This is a genomic window from Chitinivibrionales bacterium (assembly GCA_035516255.1).
Lineage (GTDB): Bacteria > Fibrobacterota > Chitinivibrionia > Chitinivibrionales > FEN-1185 > FEN-1185.
Window position 1 is genome coordinate 1 of sequence record DATJAL010000007.1, and the last position, 19831, is coordinate 19831.

A 19831-nucleotide genomic window follows, 5' to 3' on the forward strand; every position below is an offset into this window, starting at 1 on the left:
AAGTTCCATGGTGTCTCCAAGCAACACTTCCCCCTTTATTTAAAAGAAATGGAATTTAGATATAACAACAGAAAGAATAATCTGTTTCAAATAATCACTCAAAAGCTGAGCTTTTTGGTGCCAAATCGTTTATAATCACCTAGAGAAGATATCTGGTGGGGCAACCACTTCGCGGTTTCCCCTGGCCCCGGCTTTCCCGCGCGACGCGGGACGATCCGGGGGCGCACCCCTTCCAGCAAAGGTGCGCGCGAGTTCGCTCGCATCGCGCTCGCGAGGCGTCGCACCTTCGCAACGCAACCATTAAGGAGGGCCGCCGCCGTGCTTCGCGGCGGGGCGCCCGGATTTTTTATATTGATTTATCTTTTAATTTCCGTTATATTTAACCATACGGTTAAACCATATGGTCAAGCAAAAAATAAAAAAGGCATTACCTCCCCCTGATCTTACCACCGAGCAGAAGATCCTTGCCGCGGCGCGGCAGGAGTTCTGCGAGCGCGGCATCGACGGCACCCGGATGCAAGCCATTGCGGACAGGGCCGGCGTGAACAAGGCGCTGCTGCATTATTATTTCAGGACAAAGGAAAAACTTTTCCATATCATTATACGCGACCTAGTCACCACCATCTGGGGCAAGATAAACCGGGAGCTCGACAGCGCAGGCACGCCAGCGGATGCGCGCACCGTGATTTCCACGCTGGTGTCCGCGTACATCAATACGTTCGCGCAAAACCCGGAATATCCCCTGATCTTGATTCATCAGCTCCTGCATCGCGACAAGAACGTGCCTCTCATTCTCAACCAAGTGATCGCATCGCTCGGTGAAGGACCAAAAAGGCTCACCTCGCTTCTGAGCAGCGAAATCCGCGCAGGTAGAATCAGAAAAATCGAACCCATCCATTTTATTCTAAACCTCATCGGCATGATCATGGTGACCTACGTTTCCCGGCCCGCGTCAGAAATGCTCTCGCGGGCTTCGGGACTTACCCTCACCTATGATGAGGAATTTTACGAAACAAGAATAAAGGCCATCACCGACATGATTTGCGAAGGAATCCTGCTCAAGGAGTAATAACAATGAGAAAAAATGGCGAGATTTTTAAAGTGGTCATTGTCCTTCTCTGCCTTCCGGCCATCATTTTCAGCCTCAGCCTGAGGCAGGCGCAGGAATCCCTTTTGTACAACAATCTCGACATCGTCGCGGCGTACCAGGACTACTGCAAAAAATCCTTCGAGGAGGCGGAGGCCAAGTCGGGATGGTGGCCGTCGCTCGACGTAGTGGGATCGTATGATTATTTCTCGGAGCGAAACTCCATAAAGTTCCCGGACAACCTCCCCGTGCCCCCGGCGAGCCCGCTGTCGGCCCTGGCCGGAAAATCGCTCACCATGGGCAACTACTACCGCGCCGAGGCCGGCCTCGACCTGAGTTACCCGATCACGTCCGCGTTTGTCAACATCTTCAACGTGCGGTACCGGCACCTCGGCCTCCAGATGAAGGACGCGCAGAACGAAGGGCTTAAGAGCCAGCTTTCCTTTAAACTGGGCGCGCTGTATTTCCTCTGGAGCCTGTCGTACGGCCAGGCCGAGGTGTACCAGACGCTCGTGACGCAGCTCACCGAGCAGGCCGCTCAGGTGAAGAACCTCAAGACCGGCGGCGTCGCGTCGTCGTCGAACGTGCTCGATGCGCTGGCGCGGCTCGCGAGCGCAAAGGCCGACCTCGTGACCGCGCAGAACCAGACCGACTCGCTCAGGCTTGAACTCGTGGACTTTACCCAATGTAAAGATTCGGCCCCCGTGCCCGAGGAGTACTCGTTCGACCTCGATCCGGCCGCGCTCATGGCGCTCGACACCGTGACGCTCAACGACACGCGGCCGGAGCTCGCGGCCATGGACCTCGGCATGAACCAATTGCTCGCTCTCCAGGACATCATCCGCGGCCAGAAATATCCCAACCTCATCGCGGTCGCCGGATACCGGTACGGAAACCCCGGGCTCAGAATGGGCGGCACCGATTTCATGGGCTATGCCGAGGCCGGCCTGACCCTCAAATGGAACCTGTTCGACGGGTTCAAGGTGACCAACCAGAGAAAGCAGACGGCGCAGCAGGCGGAGATCATCAAATACCAGAAGCAGCAGCAGATTGACGCATTTAACAATGCGATCAAGAACGCGAAGTTGCAGATCACGCGGGCGATTCGCCAGCAGGACGCGGCGCAGGCCTCGCTTGCCGCCGCAGAAGCGGTGGTCACCGATGCAAAGAACAGCCTCACCGCGGGCATCGTGACCCAGACCGATTACCTGAATGCGCTCACCGCACGCGCGCGCGCCGCCCTGGCCGTGAAGCAGGCCGCGTTCATGAGGAACATGGCCGTACTGCAACTGTATTTCGCGTCAGGAAAGGAACTTAAGTTTTAAAAAAAATCACCGCTGAGACACAGAGGACACAGAGAAAAAAGTGAAGAGTGAAGAGTAAATAAAAGAATGTGTTTTTACTTGCTGCTGACCGCTGAAAACTGACTGCTCATCAATAAATGAAAGAGGTGCATATGAATACCAGACAACCCGCGAACGTCCTGAAAATCATCCTGCTTATCACGCTTGGATTTCTCCTCTCCTGCAGTTCCATGAACAGCAAGAACTTCATCGGCTCGGCCGTGGTCGAGGCGCAGACCTACCAGGTCGCCACCACGGCCCAGGGCACCATCGTTGCGCTGTACAAAGAGGAAGGCCAGCAGGTGGCCAAGGGCGAGCTCATCGCCGTCATCGACACGGTGCCCCTGGTGCTCAGGGTCAACGAGGTCAACACGTCGCTCGCAGAGCTCCTCGGCAGCATTGCCGCGCAGAAAGACCAGCTCTCGTCGCAGGAATCCGACGTGAAGGGCGTCGAGCGCGAATACAAGCGGATCGCGGAGCTCGTTGCCCAGGGGTCGGCGCCCTCGCAGCAGAAGGACAACCTGCAGACCCAGGTAGAATCGTCAAGCCTCAGGGTGCAGGCCAACAAGATGTCGCTTACGGCACTCGCGGCAAAAATAAGCACGATCAACGCGCAGAAGGCCGAGCTCATGAACCAGATCGCGCACTGCTACGTGCGGTCGCCGGCGCCGGGCACGGTCTTGACAAAATATAAAAACCTCGGCGAGGTGGCGCTGCCCGGCAACCCGGTGTTCGAAATCGGCGCTTACGACACCATGCAGGTCGATTTCTACGTACCGCAGACCATGCTCGCCGGGTTCAGGCTCGGCCAGGCCGTACGGATAAGACTGGATGATCAGGGAAGCGGCAATAAAAAGAAAGAGACGTTTGTTCCCGCACAGATTACCTGGATTTCAAGCGATGCAGAATTTTCGCCGAAAAATATCCAAACGAGAGAAAGCAGGAATGAATTGGTTTTTAAGATTCGAGCATTAGCGGCTAACAAAGACGGGATATTAAAAAGAGGACTTCCGGTTGAGGTATGGAGATAAATTTAGGTTATCTGGCGATACGATTTTAGCCGCGCGTGAAACGATGGCAACAAATCATATTTCCCCTCTCCGATTCGGAGAGGGGCGGCCCGCAGGGCCGGGGTGAGGTCGCCTTTTGTCGATAGATGTTCGATGGGCGCCACGGCCGAAGTTGACTAATCGGAACTCCGCTGCCGCGTTAGGGGCGACTGGAGGCCGCGCCGGAGCGCGGTGCTGCCCGGCCCTCGCCGAAGGCATATAGGGGCCGTGGCAGCCCGAGCCGAAGGCGAGACCGGAAGGACGGCCGACCCGAGCCTGAGGTTTGCCGAGGGCGAGGGGAACGCCCAATTGAATTAAAAAGACTATTATGAATTATTCCATCGAAATAAAAGACCTTTACAAAAACTACTCCGGCGAAAAAGCACTCGACGGCGTGAGCTTCAATGTTCCGCACGGCTGCCTCTTCGGCCTTATCGGCGCCGACGGCGCGGGCAAGAGCACGCTCATGCGCATCCTGACCACGCTCATCGACGCGGACAAGGGCGAGGCGCGCGTGCTCGGCATGGACGCGCAGAAGGATTACAAGAAGATCCGCACCATGATCGGCTACATGCCGCAGAAGTTTTCGCTCTACCCCGATTTGTCGGTGGAGGAGAACCTCACGTTCTTCGCCGACATCTTTGACGTGTCGGCGGCCGAGCGCGATGCGCGAATGCAGCGGCTGCTGTCGTTCGCGCGGCTCGAGCCGTTCCGCGGCAGGCGTGCGGCAAACCTTTCAGGCGGCATGAAGCAGAAGCTGGCGCTCTGCTGCTGCCTGGTCCATACCCCGCGGGTGCTGTTTCTCGACGAGCCCACCACGGGCGTTGACCCGGTGTCGCGCAAGGAATTCTGGGAAATTTTGCGCGACTTGCGCAGCCAAGGGATCGCTATCCTGTTTTCAACGCCCTACATGGACGAGGCCGGAAAATGCGACGACCTGCTGCTGCTCGATCACGGCAGGGTCATTGCCGCCGGCACACCGGCCGCGCTCGTGTCGTCGTTTCCGTACCTTCTTTACAGAGTGGAAAGTCCGGCCGGATCGCTCGCCTGGCCGCGCGGCAGGGCCCTGCCACAGGGGATTGCGGCGATATACCCGAGTTCCGGCGCACTGCACGCCACCTGCTCGGACACGTCCATGGACGAAGACCGGCTGTTATCCCTGGTGCATCCGGCAGTTCCGGCCGCTCAAACGGCCGCCCGCATCCGGCCGGGAATCGAGGACGCGTTCATTTATCATTTGTCAACTCATCCCGCGGCGCTTTCCGCCCCTCCTGTCGGGCGGGCGCAATCCCCTCTTTCAAGAGAGGGGAAGCCGAGCGAAGCGGGGAAGGGTGAAGTGGAAGAACTCAACGGATAGAATTTTCGGTCCTATGGCTCTCTCAATAGAAACAAAAGACCTCACCAAAAAGTTCGGCGGCTTCACCGCGGTCGACCGCATCAGCATCGCTGTTGACAAGGGCGAAATCTTCGGCTTTTTGGGCGCCAACGGCGCGGGCAAGACCACGGCCATCCGCATGCTGTGCGGCCTGCTCAACCCCACCAGCGGGGAAGGCCATGTGGCAGGGTTCGACATCATGAGGCAGACGGCCAGCATCCGCACGCGCATCGGGTATATGTCGCAGAAATTTTCGCTGTATTCCGACCTCAAGGTCATGGACAACCTCCGCTTCTACGGGTCGCTCTACGGCCTTTCGGGAAAGGCCCTTGACGAACGCATCAGCGCCATGGCCGGCTTTCTGGGCCTGCTCGACCTGCTCGGCCGCACCACGTCCGATATTCCCTGGGGATGGCAGCAGCGGCTCTCCCTGGCCTGCGCCAATCTTCACAAACCGGAAATTCTTTTTCTCGACGAGCCGACGGGCTCGGTGGACCCCGTAAGCCGCCGCAACTTCTGGGACCTGATTCAGGAGCTTTCCGCCGGCGGCACCACCGTGTTCGTCACCACGCACCATATGGACGAGGCCGAATATTGCAACCGCATCTCCATCATGGTGAGCGGCAGGATAGCGGCCGTGGACTCTCCCGCCGCGCTCAAGCGGCGCCACGGCGTTGCCACGCTGCACGACGCGTTCCTGGCCATCGTGGAAGGGGGCGCGCAGTGAACCGGCGGCTGTTTGCGATCCTGCGCAAGGAAACGTGGCACATCCTGCGCGACTGGCAGTCGCTCATCATCATCATCGCCATGCCCACGTTCATGATGTTTCTGTACGGCTACGCGTTCGACGTGAACATCAACGACGTGCCGGTGCTCATCGTCGACCCGCAGCCCACGCCCGAAACCGCGGCCATCGCAAGGGCCGTGGACCACAGCAGCCTGTTCAAGGTCTCGGGGACCGTGCGCACGCTGCAGGACCCGCTCGAGGTGTTCAAGACCACGAACATCCGCGCCATTATCCGCTTCATGCCGGGATTCACCGCCGACCTGCGCCGCGGCGGCGCGCCCGCAACGGTGCAGGTGCTCATCGACGGGGCGGACCAGAACCTCGGCACCATCCTGCGCAACGCCGCCGAACCGTTTTTACAGAAAACGGTGTTCGACCTGCTGCAATTGCGCATGCCCGCGGGCATCACGGTGAAACAGACCATTCTTTACAACCCGCAGCAGAAGGCCGCCCAGTTTTTCGTGCCCGGTTTGGTCGCGCTGTTCCTCATGATGATCTGCGCGCTGCTCACGTCGCTCACCATCACGCGCGAAAAGGAGCACGGCACCATGGAACAGCTGCTCATTTCGCCCGTGCGGCCCGTCGAAATTCTTGTTGGTAAAATCGCGCCCTACATCGTGCTTTCCGCGCTCGACGGGTTCATCATCCTCGCGGTCGGGCGGTTCGTGTTCGGCGTGCACATCATGGGCAGCCTGCTCCTGCTCTCGGCCGCGGCGTTCATCTTCATTTTCGTGGCGCTGAGCGTGGGCCTGCTCGTGAGCACCGTGGCGAAAAAACAGGAACACGCCATGCTCATGGTCATGCCGCCCACCATCCTGCCCACGGTGATGCTGTCCGGGTTCATTTTTCCGGTGGCGAGCATGCCGGTATGGCTGCAGGTTCTGTCGGCAATACTTCCCCCGACTTACTTCCTCCAGATCATCCGCGGGGTGATCCTCAAGGGCGTGGGGATGGCGGTGCTGTGGCCGCCCGTGCTGGTGCTGTCGCTCATGGGACTTTTTCTGCTCGCGCTGTCGGTGCGGGCGTTCAGGGAGAAGGCATGAACTTTCTCAGACTGGTAATCCAGAAGGAATTCGCCCATATCAGGGCCGACGAGATTACGATACGCCTCATGATCGCGCCCGTGTTCGTGCTCATGTTCATCCTGGGCTACGCCATCACCACCGAGGTCAAGAACGTCACCATCGCCGCGGTTGACAGAAGCGACACGCCGGCGAGCCGCGACCTGGTGCAGACCATCCAGCACAACCCGTTCTTCATATTCAAGGGATACGCAGGCTCCGAAACGGAAGCCCGGCTCATGCTTGACAGAGGCGACGCGAGGCTCGCCTTGCTGATTCCCGCCGACTTCGGCAAAAACCTCGGCAACGGCGCCGCCGACGACGTCGGGCTCCTGGTGGACGGACAGGACGCGAACTCGTCGAACGTCTCGTCGGGCTACATCCAGTCCATCATCCTGCTGTGGAGCCGCGGCATGCTCAAGCAGCGCCTCGCTGCCGCCGGCGTGAATGTGCGCACCGTGCTGCCCGTCGACGTCCGGCCCGAAATCTTTTTCAACCCCATGCTCAAGTCGTCCTGGTACATGATACCGGCCCTCGCCGTGGTCCTGGTCACCATGATCACGGCGCTGCTCACGGGATTTTCCATCGTGCGCGAGAAGATGTCGGGGACGCTCGAGCAGCTCATGGTGACGCCCATCGGCCCGGTGCATGTGGTGATGGGCAAGGTGGTGCCCTACGCGCTCATCGGGCTGGTCGAGCTGACCGTGGTGCTGGTGCTCGCTACGCTCTGGTTCCGCGTCCCGTTCCACGGCAACTTCGGCGTGCTGCTTTTGTTCGGCGCCGTGTACATGATGTCGTCGCTGGGCGTGGGTATCCTCGTTTCGACTGTGGCGCGCACCCCGCAGCAGGTATTGTTCATGCTGTGGTTCTTTCTCATTTTCTTTTTGTTCCTCTCAGGACTCTTTCTGCCCCTCGAACAAATGCCCGCATGGGTGCAGAAGCTCACCTACATCAACCCGCTGCGCTATTTCATGTTCGTGCTGCGCTCCATGTTTCTCAAGGGCAGCGGGCTTGCCGAGCTGTGGCCGCAGGCCGCGGCGATGCTCGTGATCGGCACCGTGCTGTTCGGCGCGGCATTGGCGGCGTTTCAGAGAAAAGTTTCATAAAGATTTTCCGGGGGAGAGGTATACTGCTGACCGCCGACCGATGACCGCTGTCTCCTTATCACCACACGCGCCGGGATTCAAGTATTTTTTCATCAAGCCATTATCTGATTTCGGAGTTAGATAACCATGCCTTTTTACGAATTCTCCTGCCCAAACTGCAACACCATATTCACCTTTTTCTCGCGCACCGTGAACACCAAGAAGATCCCTGATTGTCCGAAATGCAAAAAGCGAAAACTCGAGCGCCGCATATCCCTGTTCGCCGTGGGCGGCGGGTCGAAAAAGGGAGAAGATGACCAAGCCGGAGCTAAGCCGACCGACGACCTGCCCATTGATGAGGGAAAAATGGCAAAGGCCATGGAGACGCTTGCAAGCGAAGCCGGCCGCATGGACGAAAACGATCCGCGCCAAGCGGCAAACCTCATGCGAAAGCTTTCGGACATGACAGGGCTTAAATACAACGACAAGATGAACGATGCGCTGGCGAGGCTTGAGTCCGGCGAAGACCCTGATGCGATCGAGGCGGAAATCGGCGACTCGCTGGAAAACGAGGACCCCTTTATTTTACCCGAAAAGGGCGAGACCGGCAAACCGGCCGCTCCTAAAAAGACGAAAATGGAACGGGACGAAAATGTTTACGATTTGTAAATATTTCCTCTCTTGAGGTTACAAATGCCAACACAATCGGACCTCGAAATACGGCGCTTCAACGAATGGGCAAAGACCTACGACCGTTCGTTTCTCCAGCGGCTGTTCTTCGGCCCCATCCATTCGAGGGTGCTTGACATTTGCAATTCATCCGCGGCGCCGCCCGCGAGCGTGCTCGACGTCGGCTGCGGCACGGGCAGGCTGCTCTATCTGGCGGCGACGCAATGGCCGGGGGCGAAATTTTCCGGCGCCGATCCCGCCCCCAACATGATCTCGGCGGCCCGGCGCCTCAACCCGAACGCGGAATTCACGGTTGCCAAAGCGGAATCCCTGCCGCTGCCGGATCACTCGGCCGACCTCGTGATGAGCAGCATGTCGTTCCATCACTGGGAGGACCAGCGCAAGGCATTGAAGGAAATCGCGCGGGTGCTGCAACCCGGAGGAAGGTTCTGCCTGGCCGACCACACGGCGGTGCTGGCAAATCTTCACGGGGAACACGCGAAAAGCAAGGGGCAGCTCAGGCTGTTGTTCGAAGAAGCCGGGCTTGACGTGGTGATACAGAAGAGAATGTGGACGAGATTCGTGCTGATTTCGGTGGGGCAGAAAAAGGCCGATCGCTGAATCAGGCGCAGGGCTACCATACGAAAGGTATCAAACGGTATCTTATTTTTTTCATGTACGCATCATATCCCTCCAGCCCTTTGGAAAGCACCGCCTCTTCATTTTTAATCCTGAATGATATTAGGCACGGAATGATTGCCGCCGGAATCAACGAATAAAGCGAGCCCAGTACAAGCGGCGCAAAACCAAAAATGACCGTGAATGCCAGGTACATCGGATGCCGGATGACCGCATACATTCCCGTGTCGATGACTTTCTGGCCCCTCTGAACCTCAATCACGCGTGACGCAAAGCTGTTTTGTTTCATGACGGCAAAAAGCATGATGAATCCGGCAAACATCATGACCGCAGAAGCAATCACCAGTTGCATCGGCACGCTTGACCAGTGAAACCGATAATCGAGCCCCGAAACCAGCAGCATCAAAAGAGCGCAGAGAACCAGCAGGGCCATGACGACCTGCTGGGGCCTTTCCTTCTCGTCACCTCTCACCCTTTTCTTAAAATAATCCGGGTTGTCAAAAGCGAAGTACAGCAAGACGGCGAGAAACGGCAGGATAAATGCGCCGAGAAAGAGCCAGCCGTTCAAGAAACGAAGGCTGCCGGCGCCCAGGAATAAGGGAATGCCGAACATCAAAAGGCACAACAGACCGTTGACAAATGCTTTTTTGACAAGAGCGAACGGCACGTCTTGTCCTGCCACTGGAAATGAATCTCTTACGCACCGATTGCCGCGAGGGCTGAGCAATTTCATTGAACAGCCCTCTTCACTTTTTTCACCAGAAAATCAACATTGACCGTTGACAAATCCAACCCGGTTTCTTTTTTCCTGCCCGACAGGTTTTCGAACATGCACAGGATGCTGAAGTTTCCGTCTTCATGAAGGTACAACCCCACTTTTCCACAGCCCGCCGCGGGTCCCTTTTCAAATGCGGCAATCACGTCCTTGAGAAGTATTGTCGATGACCCGGCGCCCGGCGAGGAAAAAACAAACCCCTGCAGCATGCCGTCATACGCGACCGTTAACCGGCCCTTTTCGATGACGGCGGGTTTCTGCGCATTGCGGGTCGGGACGCTCATTTTGACAAAATAATCAAAATCATTTTTGTCCACCGCGTACGTCGTGTCGTACAAAGAGTAGCCGAACCATTCCTTTTCATCATAATTCCATTGCCACCGTTCCTTGTATGAGATCCCCAATTGCAATGCGAATGCCTTTGGCGTCAGCGTGTCCTTGCTGTTGGAGAATCCCGAAAACACGCCGAGCCTGTCGTAATCGTACAAATATTTCGTGATGGAGCAAATGTCTGCTTTCACCTTTTTCGGCAGTTCATCGCGGGATTTCGCAAGCTTTCCGTTTTCGATCAGGGAGTATTTTCTCAAAATGGCATTAAGCCTTGCCTTTTGGTTCAGGAAAGACACATTGTCCGCGCTCCATGGCCCGAAACTGGAGCAAAAGGCGAACGCGAAGAGCGAAAGCGGCACCATGATCAGGTTTTTGTTTTTCCGCACCGTCATGAAGACCGAGATGAACAGGAGCCACACCGCCAGCTCGACCACGTAATATCGCCGGAAGGTGACGCCGTATTCCGATGCCCTTGTGTAAATCGCAACCGCCAGCAGCACCAGCAGCGGGAACTGGAGATAGTAAAAGGGCCGGCCGAACCACGCGCTCCATTTTGAATTCTCGTCCTTCTGGAACGGAAAAACGATCATCAACGACGCGATGCCGAAAGCGGCAAACGAAAGCACGAGGTACGAAACCATGCCGTCCGGCAGTTTCCACTGTGCAATGATTTTTCCCGTGTACGCGTAGAGAATGCCCAGGTACACCGTCGTGAGCGGCAGCAGCACGAACAGGGCGATGTTTTTGATCCACCCGGGTTTGTAGGCGGTGATTTCCTCGGTATTTCTCAACTCGGGCACGCCGGCCAGAAAGAACAGCGGCGTGAAAATCCACAGTGTCACTATCACTATCCTGATCTCCTGGTGTTCTAGGAGCTTGGTCTTGAACAACGCGTCGATCGCCGCGAGCGCCGTACTTGTCCCGCCGAGGATGACCACGGTGTAAAGCGCGGTGATGAGGGACCGGGAAAACAGGTTCGCGTGAAGATGCCAGAACAGTGTGTCGCAACGCAGGCAGCTTTTCACGGAAATAAACGGCAGAAGGCAGGAAATCACGAGATAGAGCCAGAACATCGATTCATGGGAGGTCTTCAATGCCGCGTTGGGAAGGGAAAAGAAATACAGTGCCGTAAAAGCGACGGAGCACAATTCCAGAATTAGCGCAAGCTTTTTTTGTATCCATTCCGATTCGGCCGCCATCCGAATTGAATACAGCAAAGGAACCAGAACAAGAATGCTCATGAACAAATTGCGTGAAAAGTAATTCAAGGAATTTAGCTTGAAAATGTCCATGAAGAGATGGTTTGCGGCGCCGACGATAAGAAAAAGCGTCAAAAAGGGGAAGCGGCGCACTGTTTCTTGTGTGGCTGATGACAATTCGCGGAGGGAGAGGAGTTTGAATTTCATCGTAATTGTCGCCTTTCTGGAATTTTCATCCAATAAAATTAGGTTACATTATAAATCACTTCCCGCGCTCTCAAAAATCAAGTAAAGAATTCACCCGCCAAGCAGGTGGCCTTAGTTAAGCCTGTCTGGGCGTTCCGCGGCTTCGCCGCGGCGGCGTCCGGGCAGCACCGCGCTCCAGCGCGGCCCCCAGTCCGGCCTGACGCTTGGCATAAGTCAACTTCCATTCTTGTTTTTTGTGGCGCATCATTCTTGTTTTTCTTCCCCGCCATTAGCGCCGCCAGGTAAATGGCTGCGTCATCCGCCCATAGGACTGAATTTGTCTCTATAAAAATAAAAAGGCCCGTGCCATTTGACACGAGCCTTAATTACAATCGACAACCAACGAAAAACGAATTTACTTTATGTCAATAACCACCAGATCCACCCGCCTGTTCTTCGCCCTTCCCTCTTTCGTGCTGTTGGTCGCGATGGGCCGCTTGAACCCGTAGCCCACGTACGAGAGCCTGCTTTCCGGGATGCTCTGCGAAACAAGGTAGTCGCGCACGTTCTTGGCACGGCGCGTGGACAGGTCCTTGTTGTAGGCCTCGGTGCCGATGTTGTCGGTATGGCCTTCCACGGCCACGCGGCACTTGGTATACACCATAAGAATGCCCGCGATCTTCGCGAGGCTGGTCTTGAGGTCGGGCGTCAGGTCGGCCTTGTCAAAGCCGAACAGCAGGTCTGACACGGAGATGATGGTGCCGCGCGCGTCCTTTCTCACCTTGATCAGCTCGCTCTGTAGCGACATGAACTTTTTCTCGGCATCCTCGCGTAGCTTGCGGTTCTTCTCGTTTTCCGCGTCGAGCTTCGACCTCAGTTCAGACGCCTTGTCCCGCTCGATGCCGGCGATCTTGTCGCCGATCTGGTTGATCTCGCTGTGGATGGAGTCCCGCTTGGCCGAGATGTTCGCGAGTTCGTTGTCGAGGTCGTTGCGCTGGAACTGGAGCATGGCGGCCTCTGCCGAAAGCGAGCACGCCTTGAACATTTCGAGCGCGCGCTTCTCCTTGACGCCCGACCCGAGCCAGTTGAGGATGCCTTTCTTCTGCTGGCCGCCGGGGAAATTCTCGAGCATGTACTGGTAGGTGACCTCGATGCGCGCCAATGCGTATGTGTAAAGATCGATGTCGGTGAGCTTGCCGCTCGCCCGCTGCTGGTAGGCGTCCTTGAGTTCGTTCTTGAGCTCGAGGACGGCGTTGGTCAGCGCCGCGGGTCCGTGCGTGGGGCTCGAGGTGTCGGGTGCGGCGGCGGGCGCGGCCGCTGGCGCGGGCGCCGGAGCAGGCTTCGAAGCCGAATCTGCCGCTGCCCACAAGGATATCGCCGCCGTCGCAAGGATGATGGGAAGAAGAATGCGTTTCATTACTTGCCTCCCTTCATCTCGTCGAGCACCTTCTTGTAGGTGTTCAACTGCTCATCATCGTCGCTGAGTTTCTGGCGCGCGCTCTCCACGACCTTTTCGGTTTTGGCCAGCTCGATTTTCGACAGGGCCAGGCGGTAATAAATGATGGCCAGGTCGAACGCGGCAAACGCGTCTTCCTTCTGGCCGGCCTGGTCCCTGATATTGGCCTGCGATACCAGCGAGTCGCCGCTGGTGATGTCGGGAGACTTCAGGTTGTTCTGGTCGCAGTAGTTCTTCAGCGTCGTCGCCTCGGTCTGGTCGGCACGCAAAAGCATGTTGTATCCCGTGTCGTCGCAACCGCCCATGCACAGGACAAACACCGCCGATGCGATGCCGGCAAGCAATTTCCTTATCATAAGAAACCTCGCCTGTTAATGGTGAAGTGCTGTGAAAAAAATATAATTGGGTTTTGGGGGTAATGCAAACCAATATTTGGCCGTTGTGGAGCCAAAATTAAAAAAATCTGGGCGTTACCCTGCTACGCAGGGCCGGTCTCCCTCCGGGCCACCTAACGCGCGGCGATAGGAAATTTGCCGCGTTTTGTATTCTTCCTATCGGTAAATTACACCGTTTCCCCTCTCCTTGTGGGAGAGGAGTCGGGGTGAGGTCTGGACAAAAGTAACCTTATGCCTCCGCATCGACCGCAACCGCATCGGCTGTTTTCTTCCGGCTATTCTTATTTGTCATCAACCTGCGCACCGGTTCCAGCCACAACCCAATCCTTCTTTGCACAAGCCATACAAGCCCCAGCCACAGCACCCACAAAAAATACAGGTTGTGCACTTTGCAAAACTTCACAGCCTGCCGCAGCCAGTACGACGGCCTGCGGTAAAATTTGAAAAAGCTTTTCCTGCCGAATTCCTCGATGAACTTGGTGGGATAGATGCTCGTGCCGCGTTCCTTGCCCGCGGGCGTGTTGAAGTCCTCGTCTGTGACCTTGCCCTGCTCGCGGGCCCTCTGCCATAGGATGGACCCGTAGGTGTAGTCGAGGATCCAGAAGCTCGTGACGTCGAGCGGCAGCGACGCAGCGAACTCGTAGGTGCGCCTGAAATGCTCCACGGTCTCCATGGGCGCGCCGAAAATGAACATTCCCGCGGTGTAAAGCCCCGCCCTGTCCGCGAGCCGCACCGCGTTGCCGATGGTCTCCACCGACGCGCCTTTGTTGTAAAAGTCAAGCACCTCCTGGTTGCCCGACTCGAGTCCGAAAGTGATGAGCACCACGCCCGCCTTTTTCATGAGGGAAAACAGCTCGGCGTCGGCCGCGTCGGCCCTTCCCTGCACCGCCATGGTGAGCCTGGCGCCAAGGCCGATGATACCGCTCAGGATCTTCTTGGCGCGCACTTTGTCGGCGGTGAAATTGTCGTCCACGATGCCGAGGATCCGGTAGCCCTGTTCTGCGATGAGCCGTATCTCCTCCACCACGTTTTCGGCGCTGCGCGACCGGTATTTCTGGTACGCGAGCGCGGCGTGCGCGCAGAACGTGCATTTTTTGGGGCAGCCCCGCGACGTGATGATCGTGGTGATGTCGCGGCTGCGCTTGCCGAGAATGGAATACCCCTTGTTGTCGCGCAGCAAATCGCGGCGCGGAAATTTTATCGTGTCAAGGTCGTCCACATAATAGTATGGCTTGCCGGTTTTCACCGCGCCGGAAGCGTCGGTGAAAATCACGCCGGGCAATTGCTCCGGACTTTTCCCGGCCAGCACCGCCTCCACGATCTCGACGATGACCTTTTCCGCCTCGCACGCCACGGTCAGCACCGTGCCCGGTATGGGCCGTGGGTGCAGGATGCAGTCGGGACCGCCCACGATCACGGCCAGGCCGGGGCGCATGGCGTTGATCTTCCGGATGATGCCGAACGCGTTTTTCCTGCTGAAGCTCAAGAGCGAGATGCCCACCAGGTCGGCATCAGCGATGAGCGCGGAAAGATGCTCATCGGTATATTTCTCGGCGTTGTAGTCGCAACAGTCAACAGCATAGCCCGCGTCAATCAATTCAGCGGCAAGGTAAAGTATGCCCAGCGGCGGGGAAATTGTTTTTTCCTGCTGGGTGAACTCCTCGTCGTTCCCGCCGAATATTTTCACGTCGCCCGCGGGATAAATAAAGACAATTTTTTTCTGAGGCATTTAGATTTTTCTCACTTATAAATAAAGAAAAATTTGGGCGCCCCGCCGCTTTGCGGCGATGGCCGGGCAGCATCGCGCTCTAGCGCGACCTCCAATCCTGCCTGGCGCTGGGCATAAGCCAGACGCCCTTCTGTGTTTTCTTCTTCGCCATCAGCGCCGGCCCCGAGGCAGGAGGAACAGCCGCTTGTGCTGTCCGAGCCTGCTAATCTTGCTTCTTGCCGGCCTGGCGAGTTCACAAGTGGCCCGACTGCCGAGGGGGATCCAGGCGGCGCTGCAGGCAAAAGCGTTCTTTGCCCACTTTCTTTCGCTGTAGAAAGTAGGTCGGGATCCAGGGGCTGAAGGCCCCGGCTCCTTGCCGCGATTCGTCGTGCTTAGGCACAACCCCACTATTTATAATGAAATACCAAATCTTTTTAACAGAAAATATGAATTTCGATCAATTATTTCTTTTTCAGCAATTCCTCAGCATGCTTCTTGGATATCTCGCTTTCACTCCCCAGCATGCGCGCAATTTCGGCGACCTTTTCCTTTTCGGAAAGTTTTTTCACCATGGTGACGGTGCGGCCGGCCTGCGCGTCCTTGTACACGTGGTAATGGTGGTCGGCAAGGCTGGCGATCTGGTGCAAATGCGAAATGCAGAGCAGCTGGTGCGTGGCGCTCAGCGCCGCGAGCGCCTTGGCCACCTCTTTCGCGAGCATGCCGCCGATGCCCGAGTCGATTTCGTCGAACACGAGGATCGGTATATTGTCGTGCGCGGCGAGCACGGCCTTGATGGCAAGCATGAGACGCGAGATCTCGCCGCCCGAGGCAATCTTTACAAGCGGGAGGACCGGTTCGCCCGGGTTGGTGCGCACCGCGAATTGCGCGTCCTCGAGGCCGAAGGCCTGCGGCGCCTCGAACCGAACGAACTCGGTGTGCCATTCCCCTCCGGTAAAGCCGAGCTTCACCATCTGGCCTGTGATGGCCTTGTCGAAAACCGCGGCGTGCTTCCTGCGCGCGGACGAGAGGCCGCGGCCCGTCTTGAGGCATTCGTCAAGCGCCGCCTTTTCCCTGCCGGCAAGAACGCCGCGGTCCGCATCGGTGTTGACCAGCGCATCGAGGTCGGCCTTGAGCGCCTGCTCCTTTGCCAGCAGGCCGTCAAAATCGCAGGCATATTTCTTTTTGAGCCGCTGGATCTTGGCGAGCCTCGCGTTTATCGCATCAAGCAGTTCGGGACTCACCGATGCTCCCGATTTCTCAAGGTACTCGCCGCAAAACGCCTCGAGCGCCGAAAAAACCGCCGAAGGCGCCTGCAAATCGTTGAGCCAGGCTTGCGCCGAAGCGTCGTACCGGCTCAGGAGCTCCAAGTTTTTCCTGATAATGCCGATCTGCCTGCTTATCGAGGTCTCGTCGCCGCCGAGGATGTCGTTGATTTGCGCCACGCATTCGATGCGCTGGGCCGACGTTGACGCAAGGGAAAGTTCTTGCTCGAGCTTCGCCTCCTCGCCCACGGCAAGGCCGAGCGTCTTCAACTCGTTGTACTGGAACTCGAGCACGTCGCGTTTTGCCGCAAGGTCCGCGCTGCGTTTGTCATGCTCGGCAAGCGCGCCGCGGGCCGCGACGTACGCCGCAAAGCGGACGGCGTATTCGGCGGCCGGTTTGTCGACCCCCGGCAGGCGATCGATGGTGCGCTGGCCGTTCTGCGGGTCGAGCAGCGACTGGTGCTCGTGCTGTCCATGGAAATCCACCAGGTTGTCGCCAACGGTTTTGAGCACGGAGAGCGGCACCGGCACCTGGTTGATGTACACGCGGTTCTTTCCGCTCCTTGAAATAACGCGGCGCACGATGCACGCGCCGCCCTCCACCCCGATGCTGTTTTGAACGAAAATATCGGCCAACGGCTTTCGCATGGCGGAAAGCTCGAACACGCCGCTCACTTCCGCTTCGTCAAAGCCGCTGCGCACCTGCTCGGCCGACGCGCGCTCGCCCAGCAAAAGGCCGATGGCGCCGACGAGGATCGACTTGCCCGCGCCGGTCTCCCCCGTGAACACCGAGAAGCCGGCGGAAAATTCCACCTGCACGTCCTCGATGAGGGCCAGGTTTTTTATGTGCAGTTCGCGGATCATGATTTTTCCAAATGCAAAGAAGAATTCGCGACAGAGACTCGCAGGACACGGAGATTATAAATAGTTTAAAGTTGAATGCGTCTTCCATTGTCACTTCCAACTTTCAACATTCAACGTTCAACTTCATTTCATTTATCTCAATGCTCTCTGTGTCTCCGTGGTGATTTTTTTATTCTTCCGGCCTTTCCCCCGCCTTGAGGTCCTTGCCCCAGCCGAGCTTGGTGCGCAGCAAGTCGAAATGCGAGCGCTCCGAAAGCTGCAGCAAATTGGTCTGGTCGCCGCAGTAGCTCACCACGACCTCGTCGCCCATGGTCAGGCGCATGTTGTCAATGCCGTCGGCGCTGATCATCACGCTGGCGTTTCTGCCGCCCGCCACGAGGCGCACCTGCTTGTCGCACGGCAGAATGAGCGGACGCTCGGTGAGCGAGTGCGGGCATATCGGCGTGAGCAAAAACGCCTTCACCGTTGGGTCGACGATGGGCCCGCCCGCGGAAAGCGAATAGGCAGTGGAGCCTGCCGGCGACGCGATGATGAGGCCGTCGGAAACGAACTCGGTGATGAACTCGCCGCCGCACCACGCCTTTATCGACACGAGCTTGGGCTGGTCGAACCGGTTGATGAAAATGTCGTTGAGCGCGCGCATGGCCTTTACTTCTTTACCTTCGCGCATGATGCGCGCCTCGAGCAGCATGCGCATGGTGGTACGGTAGTCGCCCTTGCTCATTTTGTCAAGGTCGGCCTCGAGGCTCTCGGGCCCGATGTCGGTGAGGAACCCGATGCCGCCCATATTGACACCGATCACCGCCTTTCCCGAGAAATGCGACAGGTGAACCGCGGAAAGGAACGTGCCGTCGCCGCCCACGGATATCAGCGCTTCGCTTTTGGCAAGCAATTCTTCCTCACTCGCGCACACGCCCGCGGGCCGTGAAACGTGCGACGTGAGCGCCGGGTGGAAAAATACCGGAACCTTGGAGGCGTTTGACCATTTGACAATCCGGTCAAGGACCGAAAGGATTTTCTGATTTTTTTTGAAGGCAATAATGCCGTACGAGGTAATTGGCTTCATGTTCATAATAATAATCCCTGATTTATAAGGAAGCAACCAGATTTCAGCGGTCAGCAGTCAGAAATCATCTTTTTTCTTATCACTCTTCAATATTTATTCTCTGAGGTCTCTGCGGTGAATTTTTCTTTGCGTTCTTTGCAAGAAATCATTCTCTAAATTCACAGACTGATTTAAGAATTTCCTCAAACCTGGGCCACCGTCTTAAAATCGCCCCGTCATTCACCGTCGTCTTGCCCATGCAACGCAAACCCGCCACGGCAAACGCCGCGGCCACGGGCGCCGGCATCTCCCCTGAAATATCGAAACCGTCGAACTGGCGGTCGCCGTCGATCACGAGGCCGTCGGGCATTTCGCCCACGCGGGCGCCGAGCTGATTGACGCATGAGACAAGCTGCGCGATGGCGTCGGGCTCGTCGTTGCGCAAATCGGCAAGGCCGCGGAACACCGACTGGCCCTCGGCGAACGCGGCGAGCACCACCATGGCGGGCAGCTGCGCCGCATACTGGAACAGCGGCGCGCACTCCACCTTCCTGCCGCTGTGGCCGAACTTCTCGAGGGCCACGGTCCCGCACGAGCCGAACGACGTTTCGCCGGTCTCCTGCGTGGCCACGATGCCTCCCATTTTCTTGAACAGCGCGAGGGTCGCCGTTTCCCACGACTCCAGCCCCGCGTTTTCGATGATGAGGCTTCCCTTGGGCACAATGCATTTCGCCACGGCGAAAATCGCGGCGAGCACGTCGTCGCCCGGCACGCGCACCTCGACCTGTTTCTCCTCGCGTTTCGAAAAATCGGCCGCGACCGTGAACATGACCGGGCCCTCGGACTTTTTCCCCAGCTGCATGAAGCGCATGCGCCGCACGAGCGGGTCTTCGGCGTTATCGCGCAGGCTGCTCGTGACGCTCAGCGTGTAGCCGAACGCCGGAAGAATGTGGCGCAGCGGGCTCGCCAGCACCGTGTCGGTGACCAGCGATACCTGCTTTTTTAGTCCCAGCGCAAGTCCCAGGATCGGGTGCACCTCGTCGGTCCGCTTGACCGTGTCGCGCACCCTGAAATTGTCTCCTCCGTCAAGCGACAGCGCGGTTTTGCCGTTGACGCCGCTTGCCTGCAGCCCGCACCCCATTTCTGCGGCAAGCTTTGTCCATTCGTCAAGCCTGGCCTTCGGCAGCGGGTCGATCACGAGCGTTTTCTTTAGTCCCAAAAGCAGAAAAACGGTAAAATCGCGGTAAGGGATTTCGTCGTACGACAGCGTGATCGGCGGCGGAGCATCCCCGTTCACCGGCTGCACCGTGCAGCTATCGCCGTCGCAGGTAAACGCGGCATGGCCCGCGAGCATCTTTTCCCACCACGGCACGAGCGGGATGTCGCGCAGAGGCGATATCCGTGCCGGGGCGCCGGCGGCGAGCCCCATGATAACGGCCGTGAAAAAACAGTCGCTTGACGGCGGCAGCACCACCGTCCCCTTCATTTCCCGTGCAGCACGAACCTCAAGCACGCC

At 57.6% G+C, this 19831-nt stretch carries 17 protein-coding genes; 9 read left to right on the forward strand and 8 right to left on the reverse strand.

The window, feature by feature from the left end:
* Positions 1-400 precede the first annotated feature (400 nt).
* The 9 genes from VLX68_02875 to VLX68_02915 all read left to right on the forward strand — a co-directional run bounded on the left by VLX68_02875 (position 401) and on the right by VLX68_02915 (position 9077).
* Positions 401-1069, forward strand: a complete 669-nt coding sequence (locus VLX68_02875; protein ID HUI91169.1) for a helix-turn-helix domain-containing protein — start codon at positions 401-403, stop codon at positions 1067-1069.
* Between the two features lie 5 nt (positions 1070-1074).
* Complete coding sequence (locus tag VLX68_02880; GenBank protein HUI91170.1) at positions 1075-2412, forward strand: TolC family protein; 1338 nt, start codon at positions 1075-1077, stop codon at positions 2410-2412.
* Positions 2413-2543: 131 nt separating this feature from the next.
* Entirely contained in the window at positions 2544-3461 is a 918-nt protein-coding gene (locus tag VLX68_02885; GenBank protein ID HUI91171.1) for an HlyD family efflux transporter periplasmic adaptor subunit, read from the forward strand.
* Positions 3462-3807: 346 nt separating this feature from the next.
* Positions 3808-4836, forward strand: coding sequence for an ABC transporter ATP-binding protein (locus tag VLX68_02890; GenBank protein ID HUI91172.1), 1029 nt, complete (start codon positions 3808-3810; stop codon positions 4834-4836).
* Positions 4837-4849: 13 nt separating this feature from the next.
* Positions 4850-5581, forward strand: a complete 732-nt coding sequence (locus VLX68_02895) for an ABC transporter ATP-binding protein (protein HUI91173.1) — start codon at positions 4850-4852, stop codon at positions 5579-5581.
* A complete protein-coding gene (locus VLX68_02900; protein HUI91174.1) occupies positions 5578-6684 on the forward strand; it encodes an ABC transporter permease in 1107 nt (368 codons plus the stop codon). The genes VLX68_02895 and VLX68_02900 overlap by 4 nt, the downstream gene beginning before the upstream one ends.
* Complete coding sequence (locus tag VLX68_02905; GenBank protein ID HUI91175.1) at positions 6681-7808, forward strand: ABC transporter permease; 1128 nt, start codon at positions 6681-6683, stop codon at positions 7806-7808. The genes VLX68_02900 and VLX68_02905 overlap by 4 nt, the downstream gene beginning before the upstream one ends.
* A 126-nt stretch (positions 7809-7934) precedes the next feature.
* Entirely contained in the window at positions 7935-8456 is a 522-nt protein-coding gene (locus VLX68_02910; protein HUI91176.1) for a zinc ribbon domain-containing protein, read from the forward strand.
* A 24-nt stretch (positions 8457-8480) separates the two neighbouring features.
* Positions 8481-9077, forward strand: coding sequence for a methyltransferase domain-containing protein (locus VLX68_02915; GenBank protein ID HUI91177.1), 597 nt, complete (start codon positions 8481-8483; stop codon positions 9075-9077).
* Positions 9078-9090: 13 nt separating this feature from the next.
* Here the strand turns inward: VLX68_02915 and VLX68_02920 are convergent, their stop codons facing one another.
* From VLX68_02920 to VLX68_02955, 8 genes are all read right to left on the reverse strand, one after another.
* The gene (locus tag VLX68_02920; protein HUI91178.1) at positions 9091-9762 is read right to left on the reverse strand and encodes an isoprenylcysteine carboxylmethyltransferase family protein; all 672 of its coding nucleotides are present in this window, start codon (positions 9760-9762) and stop codon (positions 9091-9093) included.
* A gap of 62 nt (positions 9763-9824) precedes the next feature.
* A complete protein-coding gene (locus VLX68_02925) occupies positions 9825-11606 on the reverse strand; it encodes a DUF4153 domain-containing protein (protein HUI91179.1) in 1782 nt (593 codons plus the stop codon).
* A gap of 394 nt (positions 11607-12000) precedes the next feature.
* Positions 12001-13002 carry an OmpA family protein gene (locus VLX68_02930; GenBank protein ID HUI91180.1) on the reverse strand — a complete coding sequence of 334 codons (1002 nt, stop codon included), beginning with the start codon at positions 13000-13002 and terminating at the stop codon, positions 12001-12003.
* Positions 13002-13397 carry a hypothetical protein gene (locus VLX68_02935; GenBank protein HUI91181.1) on the reverse strand — a complete coding sequence of 132 codons (396 nt, stop codon included), beginning with the start codon at positions 13395-13397 and terminating at the stop codon, positions 13002-13004. Before VLX68_02935 ends, VLX68_02930 begins: the two co-directional genes overlap by 1 nt.
* A 268-nt stretch (positions 13398-13665) precedes the next feature.
* Positions 13666-15165, reverse strand: coding sequence for a radical SAM protein (locus tag VLX68_02940; GenBank protein ID HUI91182.1), 1500 nt, complete (start codon positions 15163-15165; stop codon positions 13666-13668).
* Positions 15166-15605: 440 nt separating this feature from the next.
* Positions 15606-17270 carry a DNA repair protein RecN gene (recN, locus tag VLX68_02945; GenBank protein ID HUI91183.1) on the reverse strand — a complete coding sequence of 555 codons (1665 nt, stop codon included), beginning with the start codon at positions 17268-17270 and terminating at the stop codon, positions 15606-15608.
* Between the two features lie 169 nt (positions 17271-17439).
* Positions 17440-18342: an NAD(+)/NADH kinase gene (locus tag VLX68_02950; protein ID HUI91184.1), complete on the reverse strand. Its 903-nt coding sequence runs from the start codon at positions 18340-18342 to the stop codon at positions 17440-17442.
* A 139-nt stretch (positions 18343-18481) separates the two neighbouring features.
* Positions 18482-19828, reverse strand: coding sequence for a hypothetical protein (locus tag VLX68_02955; GenBank protein ID HUI91185.1), 1347 nt, complete (start codon positions 19826-19828; stop codon positions 18482-18484).
* Positions 19829-19831 lie beyond the last annotated feature (3 nt).

What these genes read in the sequence shown, in the direction of transcription:
- VLX68_02875 (HUI91169.1), top strand. Translation starts at nt 401, where the DNA reads ATGGTCAAGCAAAAAATAAAAAAGGCATTACCTCCCCCTGATCTTACC.
- VLX68_02880 (HUI91170.1), top strand. Translation starts at nt 1,075, where the DNA reads ATGAGAAAAAATGGCGAGATTTTTAAAGTGGTCATTGTCCTTCTCTGC.
- VLX68_02885 (HUI91171.1), top strand. Translation starts at nt 2,544, where the DNA reads ATGAATACCAGACAACCCGCGAACGTCCTGAAAATCATCCTGCTTATC.
- VLX68_02890 (HUI91172.1), top strand. Translation starts at nt 3,808, where the DNA reads ATGAATTATTCCATCGAAATAAAAGACCTTTACAAAAACTACTCCGGC.
- VLX68_02895 (HUI91173.1), top strand. Translation starts at nt 4,850, where the DNA reads ATGGCTCTCTCAATAGAAACAAAAGACCTCACCAAAAAGTTCGGCGGC.
- VLX68_02905 (HUI91175.1), top strand. Translation starts at nt 6,681, where the DNA reads ATGAACTTTCTCAGACTGGTAATCCAGAAGGAATTCGCCCATATCAGG.
- VLX68_02910 (HUI91176.1), top strand. Translation starts at nt 7,935, where the DNA reads ATGCCTTTTTACGAATTCTCCTGCCCAAACTGCAACACCATATTCACC.
- VLX68_02915 (HUI91177.1), top strand. Translation starts at nt 8,481, where the DNA reads ATGCCAACACAATCGGACCTCGAAATACGGCGCTTCAACGAATGGGCA.
- VLX68_02925 (HUI91179.1), bottom strand. Translation starts at nt 11,606, where the DNA reads ATGAAATTCAAACTCCTCTCCCTCCGCGAATTGTCATCAGCCACACAA.
- VLX68_02930 (HUI91180.1), bottom strand. Translation starts at nt 13,002, where the DNA reads ATGAAACGCATTCTTCTTCCCATCATCCTTGCGACGGCGGCGATATCC.
- VLX68_02935 (HUI91181.1), bottom strand. Translation starts at nt 13,397, where the DNA reads ATGATAAGGAAATTGCTTGCCGGCATCGCATCGGCGGTGTTTGTCCTG.
- VLX68_02940 (HUI91182.1), bottom strand. Translation starts at nt 15,165, where the DNA reads ATGCCTCAGAAAAAAATTGTCTTTATTTATCCCGCGGGCGACGTGAAA.
- recN (HUI91183.1), bottom strand. Translation starts at nt 17,270, where the DNA reads ATGATCCGCGAACTGCACATAAAAAACCTGGCCCTCATCGAGGACGTG.
- VLX68_02950 (HUI91184.1), bottom strand. Translation starts at nt 18,342, where the DNA reads ATGAACATGAAGCCAATTACCTCGTACGGCATTATTGCCTTCAAAAAA.